Here is a 21,415-nt window from a genome sequence, read left to right as displayed (position 1 = left end):
CACGCGAGTTTAGTTCGGCTAAGCTCGCGCTAAACAGCTTAATCATTTGTTATTTTAATCAAGGCAAGACTGAAAGAAATTAGCCATATCCTGAGCCGTTTTTTGGTGGGACATTTTTGTTTCAATAGTTTGTTTTGCTTGCTCACTTAAACGCTTAAGCAGAGGATGATTTTCTTTTAGTAGTGTGATTTTTTCGGCAATGGCTGTACCGTCGCCGATAGGTACGATAAAACCATTAACATTATCTTCAATAATTTCCATTGCGCCTTCATTAGCTGAAGTTATGACAGGTGTACCACTAGCAAGTGACTCTAATACAACTCGAGGTAAGCCTTCTCGTTCAGAAGGAAGCACTAACACATCACAAGCGGCAGCTATTTCTGGCACATCGCTTCGAAAACCAGTTTGAATAATATGTTTATTCATTCCTGTTGCTTTTATTACAGAGCTAAACGGCTCGCAGTCAAAATTATCGCCGACTAAAATTAATTTGATGTTTGGCACGTTTTTGAGCTCTGCCATAGCATCAAGCATATATTGCATGCCTTTGTAGGGTCTAGGGCTACCAATACAAACAATATTAAAGTTAGTTGAATTCGTACTAAGGCTCTCTAAAGTAACGGGGGGCTGATCATACCAAGCCGTATCATGGCCTTTATAAATAGTGCTCACGCGCTGTTTAATGCCTGCTCTTACTTTAGTGAGAACATGTTTTTTCACCGCATTAGAAACACAAATATAACCATTAATTCTTGGATGCAGGGTGCATAAATAGTTACTGGGATCTGTCTTATACATACCACCAGTGGTTCCACGGTAAGCAACCATTTTAGCATTCGTTCCAATGCAGGCAAAAGCCGCATTAGGTATACCATTGGACTCGGTTGCATACATAATATCAATGTTGTGCTTTTTGATATAATTATGTACTTGTTTGATTACTGCCAAGCTGTATTTTTTTAAGGAAGCGAGTTCTATTACCTTTAAGCCTGCTTTCAAGTAATCTTGATAATAGGCATTGGTTTGACAAGTCATAATGGTAACATCATGACCTGTTTTGGCTAGGCTAATATAACACTCAGCCTCAGGGCGAACCGCGTTATACGAACGCCCTCTGTTAGGGATAACTAATATTTTCATTTTAGGAATATTTTATTACGTAAAATAATGCTACGTTCAAGAGAGTTGAGCGGAGTAATATATTACTTCCAGCTACCCATACCTTCACGACGACGAGTGAAGAATTTAGGTAAAATTAATCCAAGCACTAAACCAAAACCAAGTACAATTGCGCCATTAAAAAACCATTGCTTTTTAATATTAGTGTCTTGATCTTTTAACTTACTACTGGTGTCTGCTAGCGCTTTATTGAGTTTTTCAGCGTCTTTCGTGAGTAAAGTATTTTGTTGCTCTAAATCGGCGATGGTACTTTTCAGTTGATTTACTTCACCGTCTAACTGTTGTGTAAAGCTTGTTGCATTATTCACTTGATTATTCAACTCTTCCACAGTGAAGCGCAAACCTGGTGTTGTAGTTATGTATTTTGATTCAACCCAAGCGGTTCTGTTTTTTTCATCAACGATTTCACTATAATCTTTGGCACTGTTACCCGTAATGGTTATTTGTGCACCAGCAGTGATGGTGCCATAAATTTTATAGTTAGTACCAGGGCCAGCATGCATGAAAATAGAAAGATCATCTGAAATGTAGCCAGTTGAGGGAGCCGATGACTCTTCTGCTTGTGCTAATGAGGTAAAAGTGATGAGTGAAAAAGAGATAAATAAACTAAACAAATATTTCATAGCAGCGCCGTAGTGTAAAATAATACAAGATACTATGTGTTTGAGCCTGTTATGGCAAGGATAAATGATACTCTTGGTATCTGATCTTACAAAGTGTATGCTACTCCTTGTTTGATAAAAGCTGATACGGAATACAATGGCGACCGAAATAGAACTTAAATATTTGTTATGTGAAACAAATAATACCAACTCAAAAGCAGATATTACGACCGAAATAACCAATATACTGTTAAGTGAGCAATTGAGCTTTAGCCAACAGCAAAAGCAGCTTGCTAATTATTACCTCGATACCCCTAATCTTGAATTACGTCATTTAGATATGGGACTTAGAGTGCGCGGTATAAAAACTCCTGAGGCTCCATTACAGTTTGAGCAAACCATAAAAACGGCAGGGCAGGTTGTAGGTGGCTTACATAAGCGTCCGGAGTATAATGTTGATATTAGCTCTAAGCATGTCGATTTATCTCTTTTCCCTGAGAATATTTGGCGTGATAGTGGTGGAGATGTTGATAAGTTACAGCAAGATATTCAAAGCCTTTTTGAAACCCACTTTACTCGCACTACTTGGTTAATTGAGCTAGCAGGCTCCGTTATTGAATTAGCCTTTGATGAAGGCAGCGTTAGTTGTGAAGGCTACGATAAAACCTTACCTATTTATGAAATTGAACTAGAGTTAGTTAGCGGTGAGCAGCAAGCATTATTTAGTTTAGCTAAAATACTATTGGCAACGCTTGCTATGCGACCAGGGCAACTAAGTAAGGCTGCTAGAGGCTATACTCTTGCTGCACAATTTAATGCTTCAAAAGATAACATCTCAAAAGAAAATAACCTGAAACTAACAAAGAAAGCTATTAACGAAAATATTGATACAACTCCGGTCGAGTTACAGCTTGAAGTTATTCCTATGCGAGGCGTAACCTCAATTAGTCAAGCATTTCAGCATGGTGTGTCACACTCGTTAACCTCGTTACAACGTAACGTGGAATGCTATATCTCTGAGCCTAAAGTAAGTACTTTAATAAAAATAGCAGAATTGCTAGCGTTATTGCGGCAAGGGTTTTGGTTGTTTGAACAAGAGCTGTCAGTTGACTATATTGAGATTCGTAAAGAGTTAAGTTACTTTATTCGTGTTATTAATTGGGCTGATAATGCTGAGCACTTACAAGAGTTAATGAGTAAAAGTGGCGGTTATCGAAAAAAAATAGCCCACAGCGATGAGCTAATTACTAAGCTGCAATTAGAAAAAAGTCGTTACCCTGATACAGCACAAATTATTGCGCTATTTTACAGTGAGCGCTTTAATCTTTTACAGTTATCATTACTGAATATTTTATTAAATAATGAGTCTCTAGTTTCACTTCATACGTCTAACGACAGTAGCTTACTTAATTTCGCTCAGCAGAAATTAACCTATAGCTTACAGACAATTAAAACAGAGATGAGCTTGGTGCCTATAGAGCCGACTACTGAGGCTTGTCAGTCATATATGTCGCTTCATGGGATCTTAATTAGGAGCTTGTTGGCTGGCAGCTGGTTTAGTACTTTATTTGATGGTGAAGTTAGCCGAGAAAAAATGCAGAGTTACCGCAGAGCCTGGCTAGACATTAAACAAGGAATAAGCGAGCTACAAACGCTATATATTTTAAAGCAACAGTTAGCGGTGTTATCGCATCCTGAAGAAAAGCTAGAAAAGTGGCTTGATAGTAAAATAGAGAACTTATTGCTGGCGTTAACTCACTCTCGTGATAATGCCGAGTCAATAAAGCCTTACTGGCAGTTTTAAGCGTTTAGCTGCTTTATAAAGAATTTAATGAAAATGAAAGTTATCTATTTATCTTTAGTAATATTGATGGCCATTGGTACACTTAACGCTACCGAGTATCAACTACCGCAAGGTAAGTCTCGACTTATCGGTCATGAGCAATACCATACCGTCATTAAAGGCGATTACTTCCAGCAAATAGCAGAACAATATAACGTTGGCTTTTTAGCCTTAATGGCGGCAAATCCGAATGTAGACCCTTTCTTACCGCCTGTAAATAGCCAAGTTACCATACCCAAGGCAATGCTTATCCCGCCTATTAGGCGTGTTGGCATTGTGATTAACTTACCAGAGTTACGTTTATACTATTTTTCTCCTGATAAAAAGACTGTGCGAGTATTTCCTGTTGGAATTGGCCGTGAAGGTTTAGAGACGCCAGTCGCGACTAGCTATATTAGTGAAAAACGTGAAAACCCTGTTTGGCGACCAACCAAAGAGATGCATGAGCGCTATTTTGCCGAGCACGGTAAAAAACTAGCCGACGTTGTACCCGCGGGGCCAGATAACCCATTTGGTAAATACGCATTACGTTTAGGCACCAGTGAGTATTTAATTCACGGTTCTAATAAGCGTTTTGGTATTGGTATGCGAGCGAGTTCAGGTTGTATAAGAATGTATGATGAAGACATTAAATGGCTTTATGACAACATTCCCTTGAACACTAAAGTGAGAATTATTGACCAACCGGTAAAAGTGTCTTATGAAAACGGTCACAAAAAGCTAATTGAAATACATCAGCCTTTAACTGAAGAAGATGGCAATAAAAGTACGGTTAAAATAAGTGATGTTGTTCAGCGTTTTGTTGGTACAGAGCGAGCACATTGGCATCAATTACTACCCTTTATCGAACAACCTAAAGGCTTGGTCGTTGAACTGGAGCCGATAGCTAGTGAAGTTAAAAGACCACAGTAAGTAACCCGATCTGCAGTTAATCGATACACATAAAAAAGCCTTTAATTAATGATTAAAGGCTTTTTTTATTAATTATAATTGAGAAAGCTCAATTATTTTTTGTATGAAGCAACAACATTATTAATGCGTTCATTAGCTTCTTCAGCGGCAGCTTTAGCTTCTGCTGCTTGTTGGCTCAATGCCGCTTGTTGACTTTGTAAACTATCAACTTGAGTTGATAATGCGTCAACTTTGTTCGTTAAATTTGCGATATTCTCTTCTAAAGCGTCAGTATTTGCACAACCTGTAAGTGCTACAGCAAAAGCTGCAATAGCTATTTTTTTTAGTAACATAATGATATCCCTGTAGTGATAGTTTTTTTCATTTACATTATGACACAAAATAAATAATCAACAAATATTTACAATAAAGGATAGAGCCGTAAAGTTAATTCTGTGATGGTTGTTGATTCACGTAGTTGATTAGGTCGTCCATCAACTTCTTCTTAATCTCAAGTTGTTGATCGGCAGCTAACTGGTATTTTTCCGCTAGTACTTCGTAATCACTCGGCGCTAAACTCACAGTTAAACGCGGTCGTTTAGGTCTTTTATTAATAGGGAGACCTAAGATATCGCGTATTTGATCAGAAGGGCTTAAACCAGCTTCTAATGCTTCTTTACGAATAGATAGTTGTATTTTTTCATCCATATCAAAGGCGACTTGCACCGCTTTCATTGCCTTGACGGATGATTGCCATTTGTCGGGGACTTTTCTGCTCATGACTACTTCCTCGAATTACGAAGTCGTGTTTCTATAATTTTACAATAGGTGTTTAACTTAGTTATTGCTTAGTTATTGTCTAGCTAAGTTGCAGGGTACATATCAACAATATCGCTTAATGGGCGAAATAAGGTTAAACAAACTTCAGTGTCGCCATCTTGCCATACTTCAACATCAACCCCTTTACTTTGATCTTCATTAAATAAACTGTATAGCTCAAACTGTTCACCGCTGTCTTGTCCCTCATAGGCACTAAGGCTTTCACTGCGATGATCTTTACGATGAAAATAACCTACTTTAGCGAATACACTTTGCTGGTATTGCTCGCTACTCCAGTTAGCAGTTAAAGCCGAGTCTTTTTGTTTGGTTAAAAATGCTTGCCCTGGCTCATCAAAAACTTGCGAAAACTCATCTAAATTAAATAAAGTTTCAATGTCTTCATGATGAATTTTTAAAGAAAATTTTAACTCGGTATTGTCATCAACATCGAGAGATAAAAATATTTCCAAGTCGTTAGCACCAACTAAAGCCCACTCGCTTTGTGTATTATGTTCAAATTCATAGCTGTTAATAGCTTTCACTTGGAACTGCTGCCCACGAAGAGACTCTGGTAAAGCAAAACTGTCTGTTAGCACAATAATATCACCCGTTAATAATTGATTAACTTGGCTAAGTTTACGTGGTGCTTCAGCTGTTTTATTAAATATTTTCTTTAAAAAATTCATCGGCTTTCCTAACGAAAAATGGGCACTGAGTGTGCCCATTGGTTTAACTATTGTTTTTGTTTCGCTTTAATGCGATCAAGCACTGAGTTGGCACTGCTATCTTGGTTGCCAATTCCTGCGGCTTTAAGCTGAGCTTCAAGTGATGTGTCAGAGTTTTCAGACTCAAGCACTTCAGCTGCCTTCATTTTATCATCAAATTTTTGTTGCTTAGCTTTAATGCGCTCTAAAGAGTCTTTAGCGCTAAGCAGTTTAGAGTTACTTGATGAAAAGTTATCGGTAATTGCTGACGTTGCTTTTTGTACACTTTCTGTGGTTTTAACCATAGAGAGTTGACGTTTATGTTCAGCAACTTGACGTTCACTTTTCTTAACTAATTCTTTTAAACGCTCAGCGTTGCCAGCGAAACTATCATGTGCTTGTTGCTGTGCTGATAGGTCACTTTCTAAAGCGGCAATTTTTTCAGCTACGGCAAGGGCTAATGTTTCATCACCTTTTTCAAGGGCTTGTCCAGCATAACCTTCGTGCTCAGTAATTTCACGTTGTAGACGGTCTACCTCACGTTTTGCTGCCATTTGCTCAGCCATCACGCCAGTTAAATCGCGCTTTGCTTTAGTTAAATGATTTTCTGCATCACGAATTTCTTGTTCAAAAATTCGAGTTGCGTTGGCATCGATAATTGCTTCACCAGCTTCTGATGCGCCACCACGTACTGCGGTCATGATTTTTTTAAAAATACTCATTGTTTACTCCTAATAGGATGACAAGTTAATTATTGGTGCAATTACTGTATTAAAGTAAAAAGTCACTCATATCATCAATAACTTCAACGGCGTTATTACTTAGTACCGTTAATTCGTGTTCTACATCAGCTAAGCTTGAGCTTATGGATAAAGCGCCAAATACGACATATTTATCACCAATTTTTGAGAAAGATGATAGTGGCATTGGAATGCTCATTTCTAGCATGCTTTCATGCATAGGTGCTATGCATTCGGGTTTAACTTCTTCAACGCCCCATAAGTAGCTAATGCATAAAATTTGGTCTTCGGTTACTGAAACAAAAATAGGTAACTCTTCTCTTCCTAAGATGCTAATTTGCAATACATCTACTTCGCCTGAAATCGGCTGACAATCAAAGCTCATTCCAGTGTCTGAATTATCTGCCAGGCTATTTAAATGATCGGCTATAGTATGAATATTCATTTATTTCCTATCCTCAATGTAAAAGTGTCAGTGACATAATATGTCGACTTGGTTAAATTTAGCACCTTGACATATTATGTCAAGGAGCAATTAGTAATTATTTACTTTATTTTGTGTGTTTCATGTAATCATGCTTTTTACGTTATTGTGATGTATCTCTATTATTGTTTAATTTAACCCTTGTTGATCTTGCCATGCTTGTTGATGAAGCTGGTAAATAGTATGGCTGCCAAGGGTGTTGACTCTAATATCGTCTTTATCTTTATAAAAGTCATTAGGAAAAATAAAAGCATTTTTTAAAAGTGCTAAGTTTAACCACGTATGCTGCACAGGTAGGTGTGATAACTTATTTAATCTCGCTAAAGGGCTTGCGCCTGTTTTTGCTGCAATAGTCCAACCCCATTCACCAAAACTAGGTACGTTGTCGTGATATTGCTCTACATGAGCGTAATTTGCTGCCGCCATGGTTTTTCCTATGGAGATGAAAGACGCTTTAGCGTGGTATGGGCTGGTTGATTGCACTGCAATTAAACCGTCACCGGCAAGTAATAGCTTTAAGCGTGCGTAAAAATTAACAGAGTAAAGTTTATTAAGATCGGGGTGACTTGGATCAGGTAAGTCGACAATAATGGCATCAAAAACTTGTTTGTTTTTTAATAGTGCGTTAATTGCGATAAAAGCATCTTCTCGATAAATTGTAACACGTTCATCTTGTAGACTGTTTTCATTTAGTTGACTGATTTGTCGCGCTAATCTTGGGTTTACGTGTTCTTTTGGCTCTTTAAATATATCGATTAATTCACCGTCTAAATCGATAAGAGAGATGTTTTTAGGAGAGTATTTTAAAATATCACGCAGTGCTAAACCGTCACCACCGCCAATAATTAAAATGTTGTCATGCCTTGCTGAGCCTGCCAGTACTGGGGCAACTAAATAGTCATGATAAATGTGTTCATCAATAGAAGAGAACTGTAAGCGACCATTGAGATAAAAATTAATGATATTATTTTGTTCCAGCCCCATATGGCGCTCGGTAAAGGTGAGTTGCTGATAACGGGTTTTATCGAAGTGAACTACTTTATCTAAGTACAGTAAGCTATTCATTTGGTTTAACCACTGATTACCATAGTTAAACATTAAGCCAATAATCAGTGCCAATACTAAGTGTAAAGCAACAAAGGTTTTACGCCAGGTAAGCTGTGACCAATAGCGTAAGATAAATACAGCGCCAGCAATTAAGTTTAAACTTGCAGTTAAGGCTGCGGCTTTACTGATATCAATGCTCAGTAAAAATATGACCCAAATAGCAGCGCCAATACCGGCACCAATATAGTCAGCACCATAAATAGTGCCAAGATTGTTAGCTAAATGTTTTTGATAAATATCTTCTCTAATGCGGGCAATTAGCGGGATTTCCATGCCGATAAAAAAGCCTAACAAGACACCAAAAAAGTAAGGGCTATTAAAAGCCAGCCAACTTAATTGTTGAAATATTCCCCCTTGAGGTTTCATGTCTGGTGGTAAAGCAAACATATTGGCAATAATTTCAGGCAATATTTGTGTGACGGCAATTAGACCACCAATAATTAAGATTGCACTTGAGCCAAGTAAAGCAATAATAAGTTCTAGCCACACAAAGCCGTTGTATGCACTGCGTACTTTTCTGGCAGCAAAAGCACCTAACCCCATAGAAACTATCATCAAGCCTATCATCGTATAGATAGTGCTTTCCATGACACCTAAGACACGCCCAGCATAATGTGAAAGTAAGTACTCATAAATAAGTCCACAGCCAGCCAAGATAGCCATGGTGAGAATTAGTAATGTGTCGTCAATAATACGGGTATTTTTTGCAAGCATTTTAATATGATGAATACTATTTTAGGGGAGGGGAAGTAAGCGAGGTTCGCTATACTGTATTAGCTTAATACGTTGTTAGTTTTTTATTAGCGATAACAGTAGCGGTTGTATTACGCACTACCGTTATCTTTATTTAACTTGTGACTATTTAAGCCATCAGCGCCGTTAAAATTAGTGCGATAGCAATGCTGGTTGCCATTTCAATACTAGCAACACCAATGTTGTGCTGCTGATCAACTTCTTCAACTAAATTAATGCCCCAAAGCACAATGTGTTTAGCTAGTGCTGTTAACAAGGCAACAATTAAGGTCATGGCAATACCAAAAATTAACCAACCGAGTAAATTAACCACTAAGGTTTCTGGGCTGTAAATAAGAAAGTGGCTAGCAGCAGTAACGGCTAATGCGGTGCTAATTACTTGGCCGCTATAACGAATCGCTAAGGCGAGTTGCCCTTTACTTAATGCTTCTTGTAAACAGTCTTCTTGATTATTCTTAGCGTATTGCTTTTCACGTAAACGGGTGATTATTACTAAAACGGTTTGTGCAACAATAAAGCCGCTGGTAATCGCAATGAAAGTGCTAATATCTAAACCATCAACCCATAATAATACTGCGCGGATAATAATAGCAGTTGCAATAGCACCTGCAGCATCAATAATGCCAATGGTGAGGTTCTTTTCAATAATGAGTGCGGTTTTGTCTAAGTGCTGTAATGCTACTTTGTCGTGAATAATACGGCCCACTTTTATTAATATTAAGCCGTAGCCGCCATAAGCTAACATACCAATAGCTTCCATAGCATAGCTACTTGCTGCCTCACCAGTAATAGCGCCAGTAAGCACTATGCCTAAGGCTAAAACACTACCCGCAACACTGATACCAAAAGCAAAGTTGTCTTGTTTAGCTAGTTCTTCTGTACTATTTACCTTAGCACTTAAGCCAGATAGAAAGCGCATGGCTCCTAAGAGTAAAATAGCAATTGAAACATCAATAGCAAGGTAGGCGAACAAATCTTGATTTACACCAACGAGTTCAATAAATGTATTCATAAGTAATTATTTCCTGTCTTTACTATTTCCCGCGTCTAAAGCCGCGAGATGTGTTGGTACTTGAGTTTCTAAAGCCTGAACTTTTAGTCGACTTGCTTGCATAGCTGCTTTTTTTAACGTTATCTGAGCGAAAGCGTTTAGCGCTATTTTGTGCGGTTTTACTCTGGCTTGATAAGCTTGACGAGCCAGCTCGATTTTTACTATAGGGGCTACTGTACTTTTGCCCTTTACTGGCAAATGACTTTTTAGTGCGTGTATCGAGTTGCGTTTGGCTTTTAAGTTGGCTAGGTGAACTATAACGTGTGCGGCCATAATCATTATAATAGCTATAGTTTCGAGAGCGACCCCAGTCATTATAATAAGTACGACGACCAAATAAGTCGCCCATCATTGAGTACATACCGTACCATGCCCAAAATGACATGCCGTTACTACCCGTTTGCCAACTGCCGTAATTAGGATTACCAATAAGCTGTTCACCAGTACCGAAATCTTGTGCGTTATTAGCTTGCTGACTTTGAGCTTTGGACAATGAGTTGATACGCGGTAATTGACCATCAGACATATCGGCGAGCACATTGAGTGGGTCACTTAATGCATCAGAATAAAGTACTGGATCTGCAGCTTGATAAATATTAAGTAACTCATTATAAAGTGCTTGGCTTGATTCAAACATCTGTGGCTGCGTTTTAACCGTATTAATACGGTCTAGCAACGCTTTATACATTGGACCTTGTGTCGTTGCATCTTTAGAAAATTCATTAATTAATGGACTAAGTTGAGGTTTTAATTGTTCAACTTTACGAGCATATTGTTTAATTAATGTCGCATTGCGGACTTGATCATTACTAAGGGCGTTACCTAATTGAGCGACACGTTGTTCAGTAATGGGAAGTTGTTGTTCTATTTGGTCTTTTATTGGATCACCACAGCCAAACAAGCTAAATGTTGTTGCTATGATCAAAAGCAATAAAAAAGGTGTTTTTAGCGCTTGCATTTATGCCATCATCTCCTTAAAAATGCTATGTTATCAGATTAGTTAGCAAATAAGTAATGCGTTATTTGTGATTAAACATAGCGTCAGCCTTAATTTATAGTAATACTTTGTGCTATTGAAGTATTCATCAGTAAAAATCGGCGTTGTTCAATTAATAGCATTAATGACATATTATGTCTAGCTTTACCCTTGACCTTATTTGGAGTGCTTGTGTCTTTAGTTTTATCATCACGATTACAAAATCAACAACAAAAAAACTGGCAGCGTTTTGAAGAACAACATCATGAGGCGTATAGCCAGTTGTCGGTAGAGCAACTTGAGTTGTTTAAACAAGCAATAGCATTAAGCGACTTTATTTTTGAAAGTGCGTTACAAGCTCCTGATTTAGTTATTCCTTTGTTTACTGAAACGTCTAATGAATTGTTGCCAAATTATCAAAAACTATTACATGAAATATTGGTAAGGTGTACTGATGAAGTGCAATTACACCGAATATTACGGCGTTTCAGATTACAACAAATGGTAAAAATAGCTATTGATGATTTACTGTTTAGTGTCAGTTTAGACTGCTCTTTATTACGTTTATCCTCATTAGCCGATGCACTTATTTTAAGTAGTTTAGCTTGGCTAACAGCTTTTTGTGAAGATAAGTGGGGCGTACCTAAAAATGCACAAGGCGAGCAACAAAAGCTATTAGTGTATGGAATGGGCAAGCTAGGCGGTAAAGAGCTAAACTTTTCATCTGATATAGATCTTATTTTTACTTACCCAGAAAGCGGCGAAACGGTTGGTTGTCGACGCAGTATTGATAACCAATTATTTTTCACCCGTTTGGCACAAAAACTGATTGCCTCGCTGCATCAGGTAACGTGCGATGGCTTTGTTTATCGCGTTGATATGCGTTTACGCCCTTTTGGTGACAGTGGTCCGTTGGTGTTAACGTTTAATGCCATGGAGCATTACTACCAAGAGCAAGGTCGTGATTGGGAACGCTACGCTATGCTCAAAGCTCGTGTAATTGGTGAAGGTTTTTATCATCAACAACTAAGTAACATGCTTAGGCCTTTTGTGTATCGTCGTTATATTGATTTTAGTGTGATAGATAGCTTACGCGGTATGAAAATGATGATCGCGCAGGAAGTTAGGCGCAAACAGCTCATTAATAACATTAAATTAGGTGCTGGCGGTATTCGAGAAATTGAATTTATTGTGCAAGTTTTTCAGCTCATACGAGGTGGCCGTGTTAAAGAGTTGCAACAACGTAATTTGTTAACGGTGTTACCAGAGCTTGTTATTAGTGGCGAAATTAGCGCTGAGACGCAGCAAACACTAGAGCAGGCTTATCGCTTTTTACGACGCGTTGAAAACATTATTCAAGCACTTGCAGATAAACAAACACAAACCTTACCTGACACGCCATTAGATCAAGAACGCATACTTGCAGTATTAGCTATTAATAGTTGGGAAGAATTTACAACTATTTTAACCGCTCATATGAATAATGTTCACCAAGAGTTTCAGCAATTGATTGGTGTAGAAAGCCCTAACCATGAAGCCGCAGATGAGCATTGGGTGACGTTATGGCATAGCCGTTGGAGTGATGAAGAGTCCATTACTTGGCTAGCACAAGATGATCAAACATGGGATAGCGCTAAGGTATGGACTGCTATTAATGATTTCAGAGAAGAGTGTAATAAGCGCAGTTTAGGTAGTCGCGGTCGACAAGTGCTAGATAAGCTTATCCCACTATTACTATGTCGATTACAAAAAACCACTAAAGCCGATGTGGTGTTAACCCGGGTCTTAATTGTTTTTAGTAAAATAATTACTCGTACCGCTTATCTTGAGCTGCTATTTGAAAACGAAGGGGCACTTAAACAATTATTGCATTTATGCCAAGCGAGCAGCTGGGTCGCTGAATATATTGCTAAATATCCTATTTTATTAGATGAATTAATTGATCCTAAACTGTTGCACAACCCCCCACAGTTAAGTGCTTATGCCTTAGAGTTACGTGAGCGTATGCTACGTATTCCTGAGGAAGATTTAGAAGCCCAAATGGAGGCACTGCGTCAATTTAAGCAATCGCAACAACTACGTATAGCCGCCGCAGATATTGCGGAAGTATTACCGGTCGCTAAGGTTAGCGATCACCTTACCGCTTTAGCCCAAGCTATTATTGATGAAGGGATTACCTTGGCTTGGCAGCAATTAAGTAGCCGTTATGGTGTACCAAAAACTTGCTTAAATGAGGATAAAGGCAAGGGATTTGGTGTTATTGCTTATGGTAAAACTGGTGGTATAGAGTTGGGTTATAGTTCAGATCTTGATTTAGTTTTTACCCATCATAGTGAGCGCGATGAAGTTACAACGGGTCAAGTTGATGGTAGTCGCGTGATTGCCGCCAGTCAGTTTTACATGAAGCTGGCACAGCGTATTATGCATATTTTTAATACGCGTATGAACAGCGGCATATTATATGAGCTTGATATGCGTTTACGCCCTTCGGGTAATTCTGGCTTATTAGTCGTGCACTTAAATACCTTTGGCAAATACCAAGAAGAAGATGCGTGGACATGGGAGCATCAAGCATTGGTTCGCGCCAGAATGATATACGGTAATGATGAACTAAAAGCACAGTTTACCGCTATTCGCCATAATATTTTATCTCGAGTAAGAGAACTTGATACTTTAAAGCAAGATGTTACTTCAATGCGCGATAAAATGCGTGCACACCTTGATAGTTCTAATGAAGAGCTTTTAGATATTAAGCAAGGTCAAGGTGGTTTAGTTGATATTGAGTTTTTAGGACAATACTTAGTGTTAGCTAATAGCCATGAACATGCTAACTTAATGAAAAACTCTGATAACTTAAGTATTTTTAAAGCACTCAAACAAGCTGGGATTATTAACGAGCAAGAGCAAACGTTACTAAGTGATACCTATCAACAGTTACGTGCTTTAGGGCACCATGCCACTATGCAGAATGAAAAACAGTGTATTAGTAGAAGTTATTCAGCACAGCCAGAATTAGTGAGTAAACTGTGGGCTAAGTTTTTAACTTAAATAAGTTTTTAACTTAAATTAGGACTGTTGATCTTTCGAGATTTTTTTGCCGCTTTGTTGGGTATTTATACAAAGCAGAGCCTTTGTCGTGTGGTTATTCAGGACAATAGCTCCTGCATTGTCTAATAAACTACACCCATGTAGTGCCACATAAAGAGGTGATAACGCAGTAAAAATGACCAACAAACGCTTTTATCTCGAACAAAATTTAACCGCGAAAGATCAACAGCCTCTAGTACGGGGTTTCAGATTTAAGGAGCGCGCACTCTTCTTCTAAAAAAGGGTGTGGCTCTGTTTTTACTACAACAATACTACGTTGATTACGGCAGAAAAATATAGATAAGCCGGACTCAAAGTGACCTTCAATGGCTTTAGCCGCTTTAAATACGGTTGCGAGTATATTTTTCTCTATACGAAAAGGGTCTTTAATAATGAAATCTTTATCTAACCACCACAGTAATTCAACCCCTTCCTGCTCGGTATATTCAGCAAGCTTTTGATTCAGTGTTTCACCTTTTCTAAAAGGTCTCGACTCAATACTACCTTGCCAGTTTTTGGTGTAAGGTCTAACCATTTTTCCGCGTGTTTCTAAAAGCTCAACCAAGTTCCCTTTTAGTTCAGGCAAATAAATAACATTATTACGTATTTGAGGGCCGTCTTTACTCATATCACCATGTAAATTCGCGTAAAATTTTGATAAACCCTCGGCAGCAGAGTTGCTTGGCTTAGGGCTAACAGCTTTTGGGGTTGTTTTTATAATTTCGGTTGCTTCAGCGTTAGGATCTGGGGACGGTGCGACATCTTCACTGGTTTGCCCGAGTGAGCCGTCTAATGAGAGCAACAAATCTTGGTTAGCTAAAAATGCTACCGCCAGTGCTAATAGCACAGCTCCTAGTATTAAATTACGTAGCCAAAAATTCATGCTAAGCGTTTACCCCTTGAGTGTTAACTTATTTCCTTTATCTATACTCTATGCAAAGAATAATAGTTATACAATATTATTCTTTCTTAAGTCGTTATCGGCAAATACTAATTTTTATTTATACAAGGATTTATCGTCAGGATTTGGACGAGTTTTAAAGCGTCGATGTAACCACATATATTGTTCTGGACTGACCATTATTGCTTGCTCTAATTCTTTATTTACGCGAGTGACATCTTGCACGTCATCATCTGTTGGAAAGTTATCAAGTTGTGGAGAAACTTCAATGGTATAACCACTATCATCATCATTTCTTCTTGGAATCAGCATGAAGCTTCGGGTGTTTTTTTGTCGAGCAAAAATAAGTGTGCCCGTTGTTGTTGCGGTTTCTTTCACATTAAAAAACGGCACAAATAAGCTTTTATTACGGCCGTAGTCTTGATCGGGTAAATAAACGCAAGATTCTTTTTCACGTAAGGCGCGAATTAAACCTTTAACATCGCGTTTTCCTAACATGTATTTGTTAGATCTTCCTCTACCTCGATGTTGAAAAAACTCCATTAATTGGTTGTTATGAGGACGGTAAAAAACAACAACAGGGTGAGTGTAGCCAATACCACGGGCACATATTTCTAAGCACATGTTGTGCATAGCGAGTAATAATATTCCTTGGTTGTCTTGCTGTGCTTTTACAATATGCTCAAACCCTTTCACTTTAACCTTGCGTTTTATACGCCAGTTAGGCCACCACCAACCCATACCAGTTTCAAATAAAGCAATGCCAGCATTTTCAAAATTAGTTTTGAGTATGCGTTGTAGCTCTTGTTCAGACTTTTCAGGAAAACATAACCTTAAGTTAGTGAGAGCGACATTTTGTCTTTTTGAACCAAACTTAAACAGTAACCGACCAACAAAGCGGCCTAAACCTAACTGCCATTTGTAAGGGAGCCAAGAAATGCTATAGAGAATAAAAACTCCCAACCACGTTAGCCAGTATTTAGGTAATAAAAAAGATAACTTAAAATCAGGCTGTAAAACTTTATTTCTGCTCAAGGTGATAGTGCTCGTATGGAGAATGCTGGCATTGATGGCTGACGATTATACAAATAGCCTTATGGCAAGTCTATAGCCGCACCAATGAAGTGGTTATGGCTGGTTATTAAGATATTTGCCACTGTGGCAGTATTTTACAGTAGAATATCAGCCATTATTTTTACTTCCCCTTTTTTGAGATTAAATATGGCAACAACAGAGCAAAATGATAGGAACAATAATAATGAAATCGAGCTCATTATTGGTAACTCAAACTCTAACTTTTCTGGTGTTACCTCTACCATGTTACAAGTGCTTTCACATCAACGTGATTTAATTAATTTACGCGTGATGGGGAAACATCACTTACCCGATCCTTCTCTTGCTATAAGCTTTTTATCGGTGGCTAAGCTATGCCGAAAACCACTGGCTAATGGTAAGTTTCGCATTTTTCATGCACGTCGTGTTGATGAAATGATTCAAGCATTAACATTAAAATATATTTTTCGGGCAAAAATAAAAATTGTTTTTAGTAGTGCTGCGCAGCGTTATCGTTCAGGACTTACATTATGGCTAACCGATAAAATGGACGCTGTCTTAGCCATGTGTAATGCCTCTGCTAGTTATTTACACCGAAAGCCTGATGCGATTATTTACCATGGCGTAAAAACCGATGTTTACAGTCCGGCTAATAATAAAAGCGAAGCGTGGCAATCACTTAATTTATTGCCTGAAAACATACCAACAGGAAAACGTGGTATTGCGATTTTAGGGCGAGTTAGAAAGCAAAAAGGTGTTCACCTTTTTGTGCAAAGCTGTATTGAACTATTAAATGATTACCCTGACTATACTGCGGTGATTGTTGGCTCTATTTCATCAAGTAATGAGAGCTTTGTTACTGAATTAAAGCAGGCGGTAGAGGCTGCCGGTTTATCTCAGCGTATTGTGTTTGCTGGCGAACAAAACTTCAGCGACATTCCTGTAATATTTAGCAGCTTATCTCTTGTTGTTGCACTGAGTGAAAATGAAGGCTTCGGGTTAACCATACTTGAAGCAATGAGCAGTGGTGCTGCAGTATTAGCTTCACAAGCAGGTGCTTGGCCAGAAGTTGTTCGAGAAGGTGTTGATGGTTATGTTGTTCCTATTAACGATTTAGCTGCAGTAAAAGAAAAAATGGCTTTATTGCTTGCTGATGCCGATAAACTTGATGAAATGGGACAAGCAGGTCGAGAGCGTGTGTTAGCACATTATGCGGTTGAGCGTGAAGCTAAGCAGTTATGTGACTTTTATCGCACGATGCAATAAATAACGTAAGTAATCTGAACCCGGTTTAAGAGATATTTAACAAATTGGAATATCAGCAAAAATTATTTTTCTGAATAGCTAGTTTGGTAGTTTTTCTTCTTTTCATATGATAAACAAGGATAATTTCGCGTTAATAGCTGGCCTATTGCAAGTAAATTTAACGACGAAGTTAGTAAAAATAGCGGCTAGAGAAACATTTGTTAAGCTGAGTTCAGGTCAAGTAAGCTTTTATTGTAATTAATCGCGGTATAACCGCTTTAAATTAGATAGAGATACCAAAAATGATGGGGTTTTTATAAAGCGTAATACGCACTGAACATGTGTATTACGCTTTCTTTTTTATGGGGTCAACAAGCTTATTGAGCTGGCATTAAACCATTGTTAATAGCAGTAATGTCAGCTTCAGTAATAGTACCGGCTGCATATTTTAATAATAATACGTTTTGGATGTAACCATAACGCGTTGAAGACAAGTTACGTTTAGCATTAAACAAATTACGAGTACTGTCTAATACATCAACAATGGTACGAGTACCCACTTCAAAGCCTGCCTCTGTTGCTTCTAATGCTTTTTGAGCACTTAGCACTGATTGTTCAAAGGCTCTAATCGCTGATATAGCTGCAATTACTGTGTTATAAGCATTACGCGTGTTACGTACAACATTACGGTGCGTTAATGATAAATCTTGACTGGCAAGTACGAAGTTACTTTGTGCTTTACGTACAGAGCTTTCAATAGCGCCACCAGAATAAATAGGTACATTTAACGTTACACCAACCGAATATGCATTCAGATCGGGATTATTTACCGTAGCAAGGTCATTAAATTGCGTATCTTTATTATCGCCAGTATAGCTAGCGCCAAAATCCAGTGTTGGATAATGACCTGAACGGGCAATATTAATGGTATCTTTGGCTATTTCAATACCGACTTTCGATGCAATTAAATTTAAATTTTTTGCTTCCGCTGTGACTTGCCACTCATCAGCGCTGTTAGGTACAGGTGTAGTAGTGCTAAATCGGTCAGTATTTAATACGCTAATGTTACGTGGATATGAGTTGGTAATAACACGTAACGCTTCTTCAGACTGATAAATTGCATTTTCAGCACGAATTTGTTCTGTTACTGCGCTATCGTATTGCGCTTGTGCTTCATGTACGTCGGTAATTGCGGTTAAGCCAACTGAAAAGCGTTGTTTAGTTTGCTCTAATTGGCGGGCAATTGCTTCTTTTTCCGCTTTAGCGAACTCTAAATCATCTTGTGCGCTTAATAAGTCAAAGTAAGCTTGTGTTACGCGAGTAATTAGGTCTTGCTTAGCTATTTGATAGGTTAAGTCACTCTGATGAGCAGTTTTCTGCGCATTATCTAAAAGTAACCAGTTATCATGATGATACAGTTCCATATTTAAATATGCGCCGTAGCTAAAGCCATCAGATGCGACTGTAGATGTCTGGCCTAATTCATACAATTCACGCTCACCAATAGCATAACCTGCATTGGCACTTAACTGAGGTAATAACGCAGCGCGAGCTTGCTCAATATCTTCTTTGATTATTGCATTTTGAGCTTGTGCCTTTAATACTACAGGGTCATTAAGTAATGCCTGCTGATATACCGACAGTAAATCGTCAGCTTGTGCATTATTACTACTGATAGCAGCAGTGATGGCTATAATTAACGTGCTTAATGTTTTTTTCATGGGTAAGAAATTCCTTTCTTATTGATGTTTTTATTCATTGTCGTTATTTGGATACAGTATCCTACAGGGATTTAAAAAATAACCAAATAAAATAAGTGCAGACTAGTGTAACAAATTATTATTGGTTAGCTACCATTTCAACTAAGTTTAGAGGTCTGAATGACTAAAAGTATAAGCCCCATATCGCGATTATTAAGGTTTACCGAAAATGACGTCAAGGTTTCAGCAATAAACACTAAGTATCAAGGTTTTTTTAAATTAAATGAATACCAGCTTTCCCACCAATTATTTTCAGGTGAGACAAGTGAGCTTATTACACGAGAAGTATTTGAACGTGGCGATGCTGTTGTTGTGGTTGCTTATGATAAAGAAGCTGACATGGTGTTGTTAATTGAGCAATTTCGACCTGGAGCGTTACGCAGTGGTGAGCAGCCTTGGATGTTAGAGTTTATTGCAGGGATGTTTTCAGCAAATGAATCACCTGTCAATGTTGCAATGAGAGAAGCGCAAGAAGAGGCGGGTTTACATTTATCGGTCAATGACTTAACGCCTATTATGAAATACCTCTCAAGTCCTGGAGGAATGAGCGAGTGCATTCATTTATATTTAGCAGATATCAACGTTAGCCAAATTAATATTGATAAAACCTACGGATTAGCAAATGAACACGAAGATATTATTTTACACCTAATCTCAAGAGAGCAGGCGTTAACGTTATTATCACAAGGGAAAATTACTAACGCTGCTACTATTATAGGGTTACAATGGCTTGCTATTAATTATAAGCAGTTGTAATCGTTAACAGGAGTACCATGAGCTTTTTCCCAAACAGCGTCCAGCAAAAAAAAGATAAAAAAAGGTATCAGCCTAACTTGGTTAGTTTGATGACGTTGTGTGCCAATAACTATATGTTATTGCTAAAAGTGCTCTCGGGAAATACACAAGTAGAGCAAGCTCGTCATTTTTTTATTAGTGATTTTTTATCATACAGCGTTACCATTAATGAAGTGACTCGTTACACGTCGTTGATTACTTTTAAGCAAGAAAACATTACCGCTCTTAAGGGCATTCCTCACTCACTTGTTGCTGCACTGCATCCTCGTATGTCTATTCGCTTATATCATGATGCCCGCATGGCAGAAGTAATTAGTACTCAAGATATTAGGCAAGTAAAACCTCGTTACGATTATCCTAATAGTTATATGCATCAACAAGATGAAAAGCAGCAAATTAATCAATTCTTAAATGAGTGGTTACACCTGTGTTTAAAGTTAGGGCAAGTTAAGATCGCCCTATAAATTCATATAAGTACTACCATGTAATTTTTCTGGAAAAGCTATGTTGTCAAGTAAATCACCATTAACCATTGCACAAATAAGTGATTGCCATTTGTTTTCTAGTATCAGTGGCTTACATCATGGCGTGAATGTTTACCAAAACTTATTACGAGTGTTAACCGATATCGCTCAAAATAGCGCTGTTGAGGCAATTTTTTTTACAGGGGACTTAACACAAGATCATAGTGAAGCGTCATATCAAAACTTTGTTAAGGCAATAAAAAGTGCCTGCATTCGCGTCCCTGTTTATTATTTAGCGGGAAATCATGATGAAGTGGCGTTGCTTGATAAATACTTAGTAGAACAACAGAGGGTTACTGATAATATTAATCAAAAGGGCAATGAACGAGTTTTTAAGGCAGCTAAAACCGTTACTTTGAGAGGTTGGCAAGTTCAATTATTACATAGTAAAAGCGAAACACCAGCAGGCTGGGTTAACCAAACAGAGTTCCAACGTTTAGCAACAGTAAATAATGCCAACAAAAAACAGTTGGTAATGATGCATCATCATCCTATAGATGTCGGTTACTTTATTGATAAACATGGTTTATTAAATCAAGATGAATTTTGGCTGGAAGTGAGAAAAATTCCTAACATAGCCGCCATTGCTTGTGGTCATGTTCATCGAGCGAGTAAAGCCTCAGCGGTTAAAGTATTTGAGCAAAATGAAAGTGCTCAATATGTGCCAAGTGTTGATGTTTATACATGCCCAGCAACGTCTATTCAATTTGATCCTAAATCTAGTACCGTCAAAGCACTGGCACAAGGCCCAGGTTATCGGTTATTTTATTTAGCTGAAAATGGTACACTAAATAGTGATGTTGTTTGGCTTGAACAAATGACTTAAATATAAACTGTTTCAAATACATACAACATATGTTTGAATATTTTGGTATAAAACAAGTAACAGTATAGATAGTAA

The 21,415-nt window shown here is 38.0% G+C and carries 20 protein-coding genes; 7 read left to right on the top strand and 13 right to left on the bottom strand.

All coding sequences use genetic code 11. From position 1 onward, the window contains the following. Positions 1–54 precede the first annotated feature (54 nt). Together ABD005_RS00790 and ABD005_RS00785 are read right to left on the bottom strand one after the other, a co-directional pair. Positions 55–1,140, bottom strand: coding sequence for a glycosyltransferase family 4 protein (locus ABD005_RS00790; RefSeq protein ID WP_343813778.1), 1,086 nt, complete (start codon positions 1,138–1,140; stop codon positions 55–57). A 62-nt stretch (positions 1,141–1,202) separates the two neighbouring features. Further along, a complete protein-coding gene (locus ABD005_RS00785; protein WP_215979633.1) occupies positions 1,203–1,802 on the bottom strand; it encodes a TIGR04211 family SH3 domain-containing protein in 600 nt (199 codons plus the stop codon). Positions 1,803–1,938: 136 nt separating this feature from the next. Here ABD005_RS00785 and ABD005_RS00780 point away from each other — a divergent pair, with 136 nt between their 5' ends. Together ABD005_RS00780 and ABD005_RS00775 are read left to right on the top strand one after the other, a co-directional pair. Then, positions 1,939–3,585, top strand: coding sequence for a CYTH domain-containing protein (locus tag ABD005_RS00780; protein ID WP_343813773.1), 1,647 nt, complete (start codon positions 1,939–1,941; stop codon positions 3,583–3,585). 27 nt (positions 3,586–3,612) lie between these two features. Further along, positions 3,613–4,536 carry a L,D-transpeptidase family protein gene (locus ABD005_RS00775; protein ID WP_343813770.1) on the top strand — a complete coding sequence of 308 codons (924 nt, stop codon included), beginning with the start codon at positions 3,613–3,615 and terminating at the stop codon, positions 4,534–4,536. Positions 4,537–4,628: 92 nt separating this feature from the next. Here ABD005_RS00775 and ABD005_RS00770 read toward each other — a convergent pair whose 3' ends face one another. The 8 genes from ABD005_RS00770 to ABD005_RS00735 all read right to left on the bottom strand — a co-directional run bounded on the left by ABD005_RS00770 (position 4,629) and on the right by ABD005_RS00735 (position 11,131). After that, entirely contained in the window at positions 4,629–4,868 is a 240-nt protein-coding gene (locus ABD005_RS00770) for an LPP leucine zipper domain-containing protein (RefSeq protein ID WP_343813767.1), read from the bottom strand. 94 nt (positions 4,869–4,962) lie between these two features. Then, complete coding sequence (locus tag ABD005_RS00765; protein ID WP_215979629.1) at positions 4,963–5,295, bottom strand: hypothetical protein; 333 nt, start codon at positions 5,293–5,295, stop codon at positions 4,963–4,965. Between the two features lie 83 nt (positions 5,296–5,378). Next, positions 5,379–6,020 (bottom strand): hypothetical protein, encoded by a 642-nt coding sequence (locus ABD005_RS00760; protein WP_343813763.1) that lies wholly within the window; start codon positions 6,018–6,020, stop codon positions 5,379–5,381. A 47-nt stretch (positions 6,021–6,067) separates the two neighbouring features. Beyond that, on the bottom strand, positions 6,068–6,760 hold the full coding sequence (locus ABD005_RS00755; RefSeq protein WP_215979627.1) for a PspA/IM30 family protein: 693 nt from the start codon (positions 6,758–6,760) through the stop codon (positions 6,068–6,070). A gap of 49 nt (positions 6,761–6,809) precedes the next feature. After that, positions 6,810–7,223 (bottom strand): YjfI family protein, encoded by a 414-nt coding sequence (locus ABD005_RS00750; protein WP_215979626.1) that lies wholly within the window; start codon positions 7,221–7,223, stop codon positions 6,810–6,812. 168 nt (positions 7,224–7,391) lie between these two features. After that, a complete protein-coding gene (locus ABD005_RS00745; RefSeq protein ID WP_343813756.1) occupies positions 7,392–9,083 on the bottom strand; it encodes a polyamine aminopropyltransferase in 1,692 nt (563 codons plus the stop codon). Between the two features lie 148 nt (positions 9,084–9,231). After that, the gene (locus tag ABD005_RS00740; protein WP_215979624.1) at positions 9,232–10,134 is read right to left on the bottom strand and encodes a DUF350 domain-containing protein; all 903 of its coding nucleotides are present in this window, start codon (positions 10,132–10,134) and stop codon (positions 9,232–9,234) included. A 22-nt stretch (positions 10,135–10,156) separates the two neighbouring features. Further along, positions 10,157–11,131: a hypothetical protein gene (locus ABD005_RS00735; RefSeq protein ID WP_215979623.1), complete on the bottom strand. Its 975-nt coding sequence runs from the start codon at positions 11,129–11,131 to the stop codon at positions 10,157–10,159. Between the two features lie 210 nt (positions 11,132–11,341). Between ABD005_RS00735 and glnE the strand changes: the two genes are divergently transcribed. Next, positions 11,342–14,197 carry a bifunctional [glutamate--ammonia ligase]-adenylyl-L-tyrosine phosphorylase/[glutamate--ammonia-ligase] adenylyltransferase gene (glnE, locus tag ABD005_RS00730; RefSeq protein ID WP_343813751.1) on the top strand — a complete coding sequence of 952 codons (2,856 nt, stop codon included), beginning with the start codon at positions 11,342–11,344 and terminating at the stop codon, positions 14,195–14,197. A gap of 232 nt (positions 14,198–14,429) precedes the next feature. Here glnE and ABD005_RS00725 read toward each other — a convergent pair whose 3' ends face one another. Together ABD005_RS00725 and lpxL are read right to left on the bottom strand one after the other, a co-directional pair. Beyond that, on the bottom strand, positions 14,430–15,119 hold the full coding sequence (locus ABD005_RS00725) for a TcpQ domain-containing protein (protein ID WP_343813749.1): 690 nt from the start codon (positions 15,117–15,119) through the stop codon (positions 14,430–14,432). A 114-nt stretch (positions 15,120–15,233) separates the two neighbouring features. After that, positions 15,234–16,172 carry an LpxL/LpxP family Kdo(2)-lipid IV(A) lauroyl/palmitoleoyl acyltransferase gene (lpxL, locus tag ABD005_RS00720; RefSeq protein ID WP_343813746.1) on the bottom strand — a complete coding sequence of 313 codons (939 nt, stop codon included), beginning with the start codon at positions 16,170–16,172 and terminating at the stop codon, positions 15,234–15,236. 186 nt (positions 16,173–16,358) lie between these two features. Here lpxL and ABD005_RS00715 point away from each other — a divergent pair, with 186 nt between their 5' ends. Continuing rightward, positions 16,359–17,456 (top strand): glycosyltransferase family 4 protein, encoded by a 1,098-nt coding sequence (locus ABD005_RS00715; RefSeq protein WP_343814843.1) that lies wholly within the window; start codon positions 16,359–16,361, stop codon positions 17,454–17,456. A 356-nt stretch (positions 17,457–17,812) separates the two neighbouring features. Here ABD005_RS00715 and tolC read toward each other — a convergent pair whose 3' ends face one another. Next, positions 17,813–19,156 (bottom strand): outer membrane channel protein TolC, encoded by a 1,344-nt coding sequence (tolC, locus tag ABD005_RS00710; RefSeq protein WP_343813743.1) that lies wholly within the window; start codon positions 19,154–19,156, stop codon positions 17,813–17,815. Between the two features lie 159 nt (positions 19,157–19,315). Between tolC and ABD005_RS00705 the strand changes: the two genes are divergently transcribed. The 3 genes from ABD005_RS00705 to ABD005_RS00695 are packed head-to-tail and all read left to right on the top strand — an operon-like array spanning position 19,316 to position 21,340. Further along, positions 19,316–19,951, top strand: coding sequence for an NUDIX domain-containing protein (locus ABD005_RS00705; RefSeq protein WP_343813740.1), 636 nt, complete (start codon positions 19,316–19,318; stop codon positions 19,949–19,951). Between the two features lie 17 nt (positions 19,952–19,968). After that, entirely contained in the window at positions 19,969–20,454 is a 486-nt protein-coding gene (locus tag ABD005_RS00700) for a DUF1249 domain-containing protein (protein WP_215980008.1), read from the top strand. A 40-nt stretch (positions 20,455–20,494) separates the two neighbouring features. Continuing rightward, positions 20,495–21,340, top strand: a complete 846-nt coding sequence (locus ABD005_RS00695) for a metallophosphoesterase (protein ID WP_343813735.1) — start codon at positions 20,495–20,497, stop codon at positions 21,338–21,340. The last annotated feature ends 75 nt before the right edge of the window (positions 21,341–21,415 follow it).

The organism is Colwellia asteriadis (assembly GCF_039523295.1).
Taxonomy (GTDB): domain Bacteria; phylum Pseudomonadota; class Gammaproteobacteria; order Enterobacterales; family Alteromonadaceae; genus Colwellia; species Colwellia asteriadis.
The sequence above is the reverse complement of the archived record's forward strand: the minus strand, read 5'-3'. Positions and strand labels throughout refer to the sequence as shown.

What these genes read in the sequence shown, in the direction of transcription:
- ABD005_RS00790 (WP_343813778.1), bottom strand. Translation starts at nt 1,140, where the DNA reads ATGAAAATATTAGTTATCCCTAACAGAGGGCGTTCGTATAACGCGGTT.
- ABD005_RS00785 (WP_215979633.1), bottom strand. Translation starts at nt 1,802, where the DNA reads ATGAAATATTTGTTTAGTTTATTTATCTCTTTTTCACTCATCACTTTT.
- ABD005_RS00780 (WP_343813773.1), top strand. Translation starts at nt 1,939, where the DNA reads ATGGCGACCGAAATAGAACTTAAATATTTGTTATGTGAAACAAATAAT.
- ABD005_RS00775 (WP_343813770.1), top strand. Translation starts at nt 3,613, where the DNA reads ATGAAAATGAAAGTTATCTATTTATCTTTAGTAATATTGATGGCCATT.
- ABD005_RS00770 (WP_343813767.1), bottom strand. Translation starts at nt 4,868, where the DNA reads ATGTTACTAAAAAAAATAGCTATTGCAGCTTTTGCTGTAGCACTTACA.
- ABD005_RS00765 (WP_215979629.1), bottom strand. Translation starts at nt 5,295, where the DNA reads ATGAGCAGAAAAGTCCCCGACAAATGGCAATCATCCGTCAAGGCAATG.
- ABD005_RS00760 (WP_343813763.1), bottom strand. Translation starts at nt 6,020, where the DNA reads ATGAATTTTTTAAAGAAAATATTTAATAAAACAGCTGAAGCACCACGT.
- ABD005_RS00755 (WP_215979627.1), bottom strand. Translation starts at nt 6,760, where the DNA reads ATGAGTATTTTTAAAAAAATCATGACCGCAGTACGTGGTGGCGCATCA.
- ABD005_RS00750 (WP_215979626.1), bottom strand. Translation starts at nt 7,223, where the DNA reads ATGAATATTCATACTATAGCCGATCATTTAAATAGCCTGGCAGATAAT.
- ABD005_RS00745 (WP_343813756.1), bottom strand. Translation starts at nt 9,083, where the DNA reads ATGCTTGCAAAAAATACCCGTATTATTGACGACACATTACTAATTCTC.
- ABD005_RS00740 (WP_215979624.1), bottom strand. Translation starts at nt 10,134, where the DNA reads ATGAATACATTTATTGAACTCGTTGGTGTAAATCAAGATTTGTTCGCC.
- ABD005_RS00735 (WP_215979623.1), bottom strand. Translation starts at nt 11,131, where the DNA reads ATGCAAGCGCTAAAAACACCTTTTTTATTGCTTTTGATCATAGCAACA.
- ABD005_RS00725 (WP_343813749.1), bottom strand. Translation starts at nt 15,119, where the DNA reads ATGAATTTTTGGCTACGTAATTTAATACTAGGAGCTGTGCTATTAGCA.
- ABD005_RS00715 (WP_343814843.1), top strand. Translation starts at nt 16,359, where the DNA reads ATGGCAACAACAGAGCAAAATGATAGGAACAATAATAATGAAATCGAG.
- tolC (WP_343813743.1), bottom strand. Translation starts at nt 19,156, where the DNA reads ATGAAAAAAACATTAAGCACGTTAATTATAGCCATCACTGCTGCTATC.
- ABD005_RS00705 (WP_343813740.1), top strand. Translation starts at nt 19,316, where the DNA reads ATGACTAAAAGTATAAGCCCCATATCGCGATTATTAAGGTTTACCGAA.
- ABD005_RS00700 (WP_215980008.1), top strand. Translation starts at nt 19,969, where the DNA reads ATGAGCTTTTTCCCAAACAGCGTCCAGCAAAAAAAAGATAAAAAAAGG.
- ABD005_RS00695 (WP_343813735.1), top strand. Translation starts at nt 20,495, where the DNA reads ATGTTGTCAAGTAAATCACCATTAACCATTGCACAAATAAGTGATTGC.